10 protein-coding genes are annotated in these 9426 nt (G+C 58.8%); 8 read left to right on the forward strand and 2 right to left on the reverse strand.

The genetic code is table 11. The annotated features are described in order from the left end of the window. The first annotated feature begins 48 nt into the window (after positions 1-48). A complete protein-coding gene (locus Q0072_RS01545; protein ID WP_298324757.1) occupies positions 49-1683 on the forward strand; it encodes a phosphatidylglycerol lysyltransferase domain-containing protein in 1635 nt (544 codons plus the stop codon). Here Q0072_RS01545 and sfsA read toward each other — a convergent pair. Further along, positions 1680-2384 carry a DNA/RNA nuclease SfsA gene (sfsA, locus tag Q0072_RS01550; RefSeq protein WP_298324760.1) on the reverse strand — a complete coding sequence of 235 codons (705 nt, stop codon included), beginning with the start codon at positions 2382-2384 and terminating at the stop codon, positions 1680-1682. The two genes, Q0072_RS01545 and sfsA, sit on opposite strands and share 4 nt — an antisense overlap. Before the next feature lie 49 nt (positions 2385-2433). Here sfsA and Q0072_RS01555 point away from each other — a divergent pair, with 49 nt between their 5' ends. From Q0072_RS01555 to Q0072_RS01585, 7 genes are all read left to right on the forward strand, one after another. Then, complete coding sequence (locus tag Q0072_RS01555) at positions 2434-3237, forward strand: molybdopterin-binding protein (protein WP_298324763.1); 804 nt, start codon at positions 2434-2436, stop codon at positions 3235-3237. 2 nt (positions 3238-3239) lie between these two features. Continuing rightward, complete coding sequence (locus Q0072_RS01560; RefSeq protein WP_298324765.1) at positions 3240-4694, forward strand: M20/M25/M40 family metallo-hydrolase; 1455 nt, start codon at positions 3240-3242, stop codon at positions 4692-4694. A 163-nt stretch (positions 4695-4857) separates the two neighbouring features. After that, positions 4858-6282, forward strand: a complete 1425-nt coding sequence (locus Q0072_RS01565; protein WP_298324768.1) for a site-specific integrase — start codon at positions 4858-4860, stop codon at positions 6280-6282. A 494-nt stretch (positions 6283-6776) separates the two neighbouring features. Next, the gene (locus Q0072_RS01570) at positions 6777-7163 is read left to right on the forward strand and encodes a helix-turn-helix transcriptional regulator (RefSeq protein ID WP_298324771.1); all 387 of its coding nucleotides are present in this window, start codon (positions 6777-6779) and stop codon (positions 7161-7163) included. Between the two features lie 77 nt (positions 7164-7240). Beyond that, complete coding sequence (locus Q0072_RS01575) at positions 7241-7882, forward strand: helix-turn-helix transcriptional regulator (protein WP_298324773.1); 642 nt, start codon at positions 7241-7243, stop codon at positions 7880-7882. A gap of 43 nt (positions 7883-7925) precedes the next feature. Next, on the forward strand, positions 7926-8279 hold the full coding sequence (locus tag Q0072_RS01580) for a hypothetical protein (protein WP_298324776.1): 354 nt from the start codon (positions 7926-7928) through the stop codon (positions 8277-8279). Then, on the forward strand, positions 8276-8722 hold the full coding sequence (locus Q0072_RS01585) for a hypothetical protein (RefSeq protein WP_298324779.1): 447 nt from the start codon (positions 8276-8278) through the stop codon (positions 8720-8722). Before Q0072_RS01580 ends, Q0072_RS01585 begins: the two co-directional genes overlap by 4 nt. A 12-nt stretch (positions 8723-8734) precedes the next feature. Here Q0072_RS01585 and Q0072_RS01590 read toward each other — a convergent pair whose 3' ends face one another. Beyond that, positions 8735-9277, reverse strand: coding sequence for a phasin family protein (locus tag Q0072_RS01590; protein ID WP_298324782.1), 543 nt, complete (start codon positions 9275-9277; stop codon positions 8735-8737). Positions 9278-9426: the final 149 nt, after the last annotated feature.

The raw sequence follows: 9426 nt of genomic DNA on the forward strand, positions 1-9426 counted from the left end.
CCACGAAAACGATTTTAGCGAATCCCCGCGCCGTGTAAGGTAAGGGGTATGAAACATCATAAAGACATCAAAGCCCTTGTGCTCGACATGGCCATCGTCGCCGTGCCCAAGATCATGGCGGTTTTGATGATGCTCGCCGGCGCCTTCCTGCTGGCGTCGGTGCTGTCGCCTATTGATCCCGAAGCCATGCCCTTTGTGCGTCAGTGGCTGCCGCTTGAGGTGGTGGAACTGTCGCATGTCGCCGGTGTGGCGACCGGGGTGTTGCTGCTGTTTGCGGCGCGCGGCCTGTGGGAGCGACTGGATTCGGCCTGGTATATGGCGCTGGGCCTGCTGGTGGCCGGGGCCATCCTGTCGATGACGCGCGAACTGGCCTTCGGCGTGGCCGAGGTGATGGTGGTCTGCGCCCTGCTGCTTTTGCCGTGCAAGCGCGCCTTTAACCGCCGTTCGCGCCTGATGACCCTGACGCTGAAGCCGATCTGGTTGCTGGTGACGGCCACCGTGCTGATTCTCGTGGCCACGGCGGGCTTCTATTTCTATGAGCGCACGCCCTATGCGCATGAGCTGTGGCAGCGCTTCGCCTATGAGGCCAGCGTCTCGCGCTTCCTGCGCGGTCTGGTGGTCATCGCCATTACGGTCGCCCTGTTTGCCCTCTATCGCCTGTTCGGGCTGGCGCGCGCTACGCCGGACCTGCCCGATGATGAGGATATGGAGGATTTGCGCGGGGTGGTTTCGCTGGCGCAGGACCCGCAGGCTTGGCTGGCGCTTACCGGCGATAAGCATATCCTGTGGAACGAAGAGCGCACGGCCTTTGCCATGTATGGTGTCGCGGGTCGCAACTGGGTGGTCCTCTCGGCCCCGGTCGGCCCGCCGGAAGAGGTAGAAAAGCTGGGCTGGCGGTTGAAGGAAATGGCGGCGCTGGCCAATGCCAAGCTGTCCATCTATCGCGTAACGACGGAGTTCCTGCCTCTGGCCATTGATCTGGGGCTAAGGCCCTTCAAGATCGGCGAAGAGGCGCTGGTGCCGGTGCAGAACTTTGATCTGGCAGGCAAAAAGGGATACGGCTTCCGGCAGGTGTGGCGCAAGTTCGAACAGGCCGAAGCGCAGTTCGAGGTCCTGCATCCCGAAGACGTCGAGACCCATCTGCCGCGCCTGAAAGCCATTTCCGATGCCTGGCTGGAAGAAAAGAAGGGTAAGGAGAAGGGCTATTCTCTCGGCTATTTCGATCCGGACTATATCCGCCTGACGCCGATTGCCGTCATTCGCATCGGCGGTGAGATCATGGCCTTTGCCAATCTGTGGGCCGCCGAAGGCCGGACCTCGCTCAGCCTCGACCTGATGCGCTACGCGCCGGAGGCCCCGCCTAACATTATGGAATATCTGTTCCTGCGGCTGATCTTCCACGCGCGCGACGAGGGGTATCAATGGTTCAGCCTCGGCATGGCCCCGCTGGGCGGGCTGGAAGCGCGCCCCTTAAGCCCCATGTGGAACAAGATCGCGGCCCTGATCTACGCCTATGGTGGCGAGATGTACAATTTCGACGGTCTGCGCGCCTATAAGGAAAAGTTCAAGCCCGTCTGGAAGCCGATCTACTTCGCGGTTTCCGGTAACGAAGCGGCGCTGATGCCGGCGCTTCTGGCGGTAGTGCAACTGGGCGGGCGCGTCGATAAGGCCAAAGAGGCTTAACGCTCTATCTCAAGCTCATGGCTGTGGGTGATGCCGTCGGGCGTGACGCGATAAGCGTGGGCTAAAAATTCAACACCGGCCGCGCGCGCTGCCGCATAGGCCCGGCCAAAGGCCGGGTCGAGGTCACGCGCCACATCAAAGCGGAACACATCGTCGCGTTGCACGCAAAAGACCACGACGGCGCGTGTCCCCGCCTCCACGCGCCCGATCAGTTCCATGAGATGCTTGGCCCCGCGTTCGGTCACGCTGTCGGGAAATTCCGCCAGTCCGGGCACGCGGCTGTAGTGGACGTTTTTGATTTCAACCCACGCCTCCGCTTGCTGCACGTGCCCCTGCAACAGCCAGTCGATGCGCGAATTGTGCCCGTAGCCGACCTCTGGACGCTGGCTGGCATAGCCACGCAGTTCTGGCACCTGCTGGTCCCTTATCAGGTCCCCGATCAGGCGGTTGGGCCATTGCGTATTCACCCCCACCCAGGTGTCGCCTTCGCGCAGGGCCTCAAGCCGCCAGTGCAGTTTTTTCGCCGGATCATTTATTTTGGTCAAAAGCGCAGGCGTGCCCGGTCTCAGCAGCCCCAGCATCTTGCCGGGATTGGGACAATGGCTTACGACGGTTTCGCCCGTATCCAATTCGACATCGGCGAAGAATCGTTTGTATCTCGACACCAGACGGCCTTGAGTAAGTCTGTGCGCGAATGGCATGAGCGGTTCCGGGGGCTTATGTTCAGGGTCGTGATAAGGAGCCTGCCTCATGACGGTCAATACAGAAAATCCCACCGCCGCCGTTATCATTATCGGCGATGAAATCCTGTCGGGCCGCACGCAGGACACAAATGTCAATACGCTGGCCAAATTTCTGGGCGCATTGGGCATCGACCTGATCGAGGTGCGCATGATCCACGACGATACGGCGCAGATCGTGCGTACCCTCAACGAACTGCGCAGTGCCGTGGATTACGTCTTTACCACCGGCGGCATCGGGCCGACGCACGACGACATCACCGCCGATTGCGTGGCGCAGGCTTTTGGCGTGACGATTGCCGAGCGTGAGGACGCGCTGAAAATCCTTCTGGATCGTTATGGCGGGGATGCGCGCCTGCTCAACGCCAACAGCCGCCGCATGGCGCGCATTCCGGAAGGGGCGTCGCTGATCCTCAATCCGGTGTCCGGTGCGCCGGGCTTCCAGATCGAAAACGTCTTCGTCATGGCAGGCGTGCCGCGCATTATGGCCGGGATGCTCAACGACGTGGCCCCGCGCCTGCGTCAGGGTGAGCAGGTGCAGGCGCGTACCGTCAAGGCGACCTACGTGCCCGAAAGCCTTGCCGCAGATATTCTGAGCGCCTTGGACAAGCAGTATGCCGACCTGTCGCTGGGCTCCTATCCGTTCGGCATCTTCCCCGATGAGTTTGGTACGCAGCTCGTCATTCGGGGGCGCAACCGTGAAGCCCTTGATGAGGCGTTTCAGGCCCTGATCGACGGCCTGCCCGCCGTGGTCGAAAAGGCGCGCGAACGCTTCCCCAATGCCCGTTTTGAAGAACTCGTTACTCAGGATTGATTATGAAACTCAAGGCCCTTCTTCTTCTCACCGCCGCGCTGGGTTGCGTGGCTGCCCCGACCTTTGCCAAGCCTAAGTCCAAGCCCGTAGCACCGGTGGCGGCCATTGCCGAAGCGCCTGAAGTGACGGCTGTGCGCCTGCGCGACGCGGCCCTGCAATCAAACGGTGCCTATGACTTCGTGGCGCAACTGACGACGCGCTTCGGCGCGCGTCCGGCAGGCTCAGAGTCCGAGCGCAAAGCCGCCGAATGGTCGGCGGCCGAGCTGAAAAAGATGGGCTTTGAGAACGTCCGCATCGAAACCTTCCCGCTGGTTATCTGGCAACGCGGGGCCGAAAGCCTCGAAATCACGGGTCCCTTTGCGCAAAAGATGGTGGTGACGGCGTTGGGTGGTTCGGGGGCAACCCCTGCCGAAGGCGTCGAAGGTGAGGCGGCCCTGTTTGAAACCTATGCGGAGTTTATTGACTCTAAGGCCGATCTGACGGGCAAGATCGTCGTCATTCTGCAACCCACCGTCCGCACCCAAACGGGGCAGGGCTATGGCGTCAATTCCGGCTCGGTGCGCCGCAGCGGCCCGGAAGAGGCCAAAAAGCGCGGTGCCGTCGGCTATGTGATGCGTTCGCTGGGCACCGAAGATCATCGTTTTGCCCATACCGGCGCCACGCGCTTTACCGGCGTAGACGGTCTGCCGGCTCTGGCCATGTCACCCCCCGATGCCGAACAGTTCGAGCGCCTGCTGAAGCTGCAACGCGCCGGTGAAGCCGGGCCACTGCGCCTCAAAATGCTATCCACCCCCACGGTGCGCACGGGTGGTCAATCGCAGAATGTTATCGCCGAAATCAAGGGCTCCAAACATCCGGAAGAGATTATCACCATCGGGGGCCACCTCGATAGCTGGGATCTCGGTACCGGGGCTATTGATGACGGCGCTGGTGTGGCGATCACCATGGCTACAGCCAAGCTGATGATTGATCACAAGCTGCGCCCGGAGCGCACGGTGCGTGTGGTCTTCTGGGGCTCCGAAGAGGTGTCTCAGCCGGGTGATCTGGGCCTGTCGGGGGCGGTGGCCTATGCCAAATCATCTGAAACAGACAAGCATGTTGCCGCGGCGGAGTCTGATTTCGGGGCGGATGTCATCTATTCGCTGGCCCTGCCCAAAAGTGATGCGCCCGATTTCAACAAGACCTTGGGCAAGATTCTCTACCCGCTGGGCATTTTCATCGAGCGCGATCCGGCAACGGGCGGCGGTCCGGACACCAGCCCGCTGAACGCGAAGGGCGTGCCGATCTTCGATCTGCAACAGAACGGCACGGATTATTTCGATGTCCACCACACGGCGGACGATACGCTAGACCGCATCGACCCGAAGAAGATGAGCCAGAACGTCGCGGCCTGGGCCGCAACGGTGTGGATGATCGCCAATACCAGCGTTACTTTTCAGCCAACCAACGGCAAGTAAGGAAAAGGGGCGGAAAACCGTTTACAGTTTTCCGCCCGTTGCTATAAGGGCCGACCGGTTTGCGGGCATGGCGGAATCGGTAGACGCAACGGACTTAAAAGCCGCCTAGACTAATTAATACGACCAATAAATCGTAATTAATTCAGTTATATAGGCGTCCGTCATGCCCAAGTCAGCTATTACACATTCCTTACACAGTTTCGCCCTCATGGCGGCGGAGTCACACCCCTCCACCCAAATCGCGCGACGGTTGACCTATACGCACGCTAAAGTGGCGCGCCTTTCGCAGGTTCCCTATTCTCACGACAATCAAACGGGGGAAGACGGGATGACGGCCTTCACACTGATGCGCGGGAAACTGCATGTTTATAAGCGACCGGGTAGCGCCCTGTGGCAGTGCGCGGCCTATGTCGCGGGCAAAAACCGGCGTATCAGTACGAAACAAACCGACAGTGAGAAGGCCGCCCTCGTTGCGGAGGAATGGTATCTCGGCTTGCGCGGTCGCGTCGCCAATGGGGAGGACGTCCACAGCGGCAAGAAGTTTAAAGACGTGGCCGCCAAGTTCATCGACGAGTTCGAGATTATCACCGAGGGCGAGCGTAACCCTGACTACGTGAAGAACCACCGGGCGCGCATCAAAAACCACCTGAACCCGTATTTCGGGGAGAAGTTCATCACCGAAATCACCTCGGGCATGGTTCAGGAATATCGCGCGCACCGCATCAAGAACAACATCGACATCAAAACCCAAGAGCCCAAGAAATTAGCGCGTTCGACACTTCATCAGGAAATCGTCGTGCTGCGCCAAATCCTCACTGTAGCCGAAGCTCACCAGTGGATTAAGTCCGTGCCCACCGTCACCCCGCGCTATAAGTCGTCGGGGAAGGTATCGCACCGGGCATGGTTTTCACCTGCCGAATATAAACGCTTGCGCGATGCGACACGCGAGCGCGCCGCCAATCCCTCCCGCGAGCGTTATCGTGAGCGATGGGAAACCTTGCATGACTACGTTCTGTTCATGGTCAATACAGGCCTCCGGCCAGATGAATGCCTCCGCCTTGAGTTTCGGGATGTTGAGGTGGTGGAAGACCGCGCCACCGATGAAGACATTCTTGAAATCGAAATCCACAAAGGCAAACGTGGTGTCGGCTATTGCAAAAGTATGCCGGGGGCCGTCTTCCCCTTCCAACGCCTCAAAGAGCGGCGCGAACGTACGTTACGCGCCGAAGCGAAGGCTGCCGGGAACCCGAAAGCAGACAAGCTTCCTCTTGATCCAGCCGAACGGCTGTTTCCCTATGCGCTGCATAATTTGCTCAATATCGTCTTGAATGACCTGGGCTTAAAGCATGACCGAGAGGGGCAAGTGCGCACGGCCTACAGCCTGCGCCACACCTATATCTGTCTGCGCCTGATGGAGGGCGCTGACATCTATCAAATTGCAAAGAACTGCCGCACCAGCGTCGATATGATCGAGAAATACTACGTTTCGCATATCAAGGATCGCCTCGATGCGGCGGCCATCAATGTCCGTAAGCCGAAGAAATTGGCGCGTAAACATAGCGGTTCCGAGGACGAGCAGCGCATTTAGGGGGATACCCAAGCAATGCCTCTCGACTACCGCATTTCGTCCCTCTATAAGAACAGCCGGTTTAGGCGGGCATGGCGGAATCGGTAGACGCAACGGACTTAGACCAAAAGGATTGAGTGCCTCCGGGGAAACCCGGAGAGTAGAACTGCTCAAATTCGGGGAAGCCTTTACTGGTAATCCCGAGCCAAGCCATCGGGCCGGACCCCGACGGAAGGTGTAGAGACTAGACGGGCAGCACCTACCCCCGAAAGGGCACGGTGAAGGGATAGTCCAGACCACGAACGCCGAACAGGCGGCGGCGAAAGCCGAAGTGGTAAGAAAATCCGTCGGAGCAATCCATGCCGGTTCGAGTCCGGCTGCCCGTACCAAGCCCTTGCGGCGACGATTTCAATACCTCAAAAAAAGCGGATGAGTTGAACTCCCTTTAACTCAGGGGATTATTGCGCCATGACATTTGTCGGTTCAGAATAGCGTTTTAAGTACGGAGTTTCGCCTTGTCCGAAGCGCACCCTGTCGATGTTCATGTCGGCACGATCATCCGCAACCGCCGCAAACAATTGAAAATGAGTCAGCAAGACCTGGCCAACGCGATTGGTGTCACCTTTCAACAGGTACAAAAGTATGAGCGTGGGTCCAACCGCATTAGCGCGTCGAAGCTCTATCAGGCGTCACAGGTATTAAACATGCCCGTCGCCCATGCCTTTGAAGGGCTGGATTTGCAAAGTGCGGCGGCGTTCAGTGACACTGAAAACACAGTGTCCGCCTTTCTGATTTCGGTAGAGGGCGTTGAAATGGCAAAATACTTCGCCAAACTTTCGCCCATCCGTCGGCGCGGTGTCCTGGCTCTTGTCAAATCCATCCTCGCAGAAGACGACAAATAGCAGCAGCCCCTGTCCAGGTTCATTGCCCGATGTCGAATTACCGTGCAATATGGCCGGGCTGTTGCGGGGACAGAATAATGACCGAGATCAAAGCGGGGCTCAACTCATTGACGCCCCGCCAGAAAGAAATCTTGCGCCTCATAGCGAGAGGGTTTCAGGCAAAGGAAATTGCTAGGGAACTGGGTATAGCCGAAGGCACTGTACGCACCCACATGGAGGAGGCGCGGGCTCGCCTTGTTGTGGCCAGTACCCGTGAAGCGGCCCGCTTACTGAGCGCTGCAGAAGGCCTCCGTAATAATGACAGACGGCAGACATTGCAGATAGCGCCGGCGGCAACAGACACGCCATCCTCATCGGGCATTCCTACCGATGAGGCGACCCATGCAGAACAGGCAGTCAATCACAATACACTTCACCGATCTGCAAATGGCTCTGGAACGGCTGATGCCGCATCAGCGCGCGACGGAGATAGAAACCCTGGTCATGCAGGTGAAGCTCGAAGCCTCGACGGTCAGCGACAAAGCGGCCCTGCTGACGCTTCTGTGCGGCGTAGCTTTTCTCAACGATACATCGCCCTCATTGGTGGATTGAATGCCCTCAGCGTCATCCAGTGGTTTGCGCTGATTGTACTGGGCGCAGTCGTGGCCGTTTTGCTTTTCGGCGGTCTAATGATTGGCCTTTTCGGTATGCTTCAAGCCGTTCAACAAATTCGCCGCTAGCCCGGAAGCACTGGCTGGTGGTCCAGCCATGAAAGATCTACCTATGAAACGTTCTGTTGCTGTTCAAACCGGTGCCGATCAATTATTTGTCGTTGAGGCCAAGATCGACGATACTCTGGCCGAAGCCGCCGCTCTGATGACGACTCTCTCAAGGCTGCGCATCGACGGGCGTTTCTCCGCCGTGCTGGGTCAGGACGCTATTGTGGCCGTGGGTCGTGTCGTCAGCACCCTGACCGAGGCCCGCGGTGCATTGGTTGAAGCGCATCATCACCTCGATACGGTGAAAACGCAGGTCGGCTGCGGTGCAATGGCCATTGGCGATCTGCAAAACAAGCCTGAGAAAAAAGAAGACGATCGGATGCTGCGCCACACGAATAACGGAATTGAAGCCGCGTGATCAGTCTGTGGTCGATGAGCGGAACCGTATTCGCCGTAATTTTCGGCGTCTATCTGCTTTTTCGCGCGACCGTATTAGAAAAATGGGGTGTGGCGGCTATTCTTTTTGGATGGTTCGCCACGCCCTTTATTCAGCAGGGCTATGAGCTGGGCGTACTGGGTAAGCTGCTGGATGTCTTTGTATTGGTGGTATTAGTTGGCGTATCCGTCAAGGTGCGGCGCGTTTGGACGCTGCTTGTTTGTTCGTTTCAGCTGGCCACCACCCTGTCGCATGTGGTGGTGGCGCTTGCGAACTGGAACTCATCAGAAAATATTGGATACTGGGCCTATTTCACCACCATGGGCCTGTTAGGTGGCAAGGGCATCGCGCTGGCGATGGGTATAGGGGCCTGGGAATCGGCCTTCTGGCGCAAACAACCGCTTACCCCCGGCATAACGGTTTGATGATGCGCGGACCTACGCTGCCGGCGACAGACGGCGTTGCGACTTTACCGCCTGTTCGGCGATCGGCTGCATGATGCGGCCCAGACCCTCGACATAGAGGCCGTAGAGGCGGGCGAAGCCACCCATATTGTCCTGAAGCGTCTCAGCCGCGGCGCTCTGAAGATTGACCATGTCCTGCACGGTGCGCACGCCCATCGCCTGACGCGACAGCCGGCCATAGTGCGAAATCGACTGATTGCCCAGTTCGGTCATGGCTTGGTTGAGTTCTGACATCAGGTCGGCCGTCTGATGGCCTGCCGTCACGCAGGCCTTGAGGGCTTCGTTGCCCATTTCGACGCCGCGCTGGCCAAGGCGCTGGGTTTCGGCGTGAGTGCGGTTCAGAGCGTCCTGACCGATGGCCATGCCGCGCTCAGTGGACTCCTTCACGGCATCCTGTGTGTGGTGCAGGGCCTCGGAGGCGGCGGAGGTGACAGTCTGTTCTGCATCGCTCAGGGTATCAGCGGTCTTTTCAGCGGTCTTCTCAGGGGCGTTTTGCACAGTCTTCAGCGGGTCCATAGTCGCAACCTTTCAAGCGGCCATGCGCTGGCATAGCCGGGTTAGGGGGAGGAAGGGCAGGGGGTGAAGCCGGGGAGGCGGCTTCTGTATAGCCCTTTGTCCGTAAGGATGTTGCGGTGCTTCCCGCGACGAGGGGTAAGGATTGTCTA

This window comes from Asticcacaulis sp. (assembly GCF_027484505.1).
GTDB lineage: Bacteria > Pseudomonadota > Alphaproteobacteria > Caulobacterales > Caulobacteraceae > Asticcacaulis.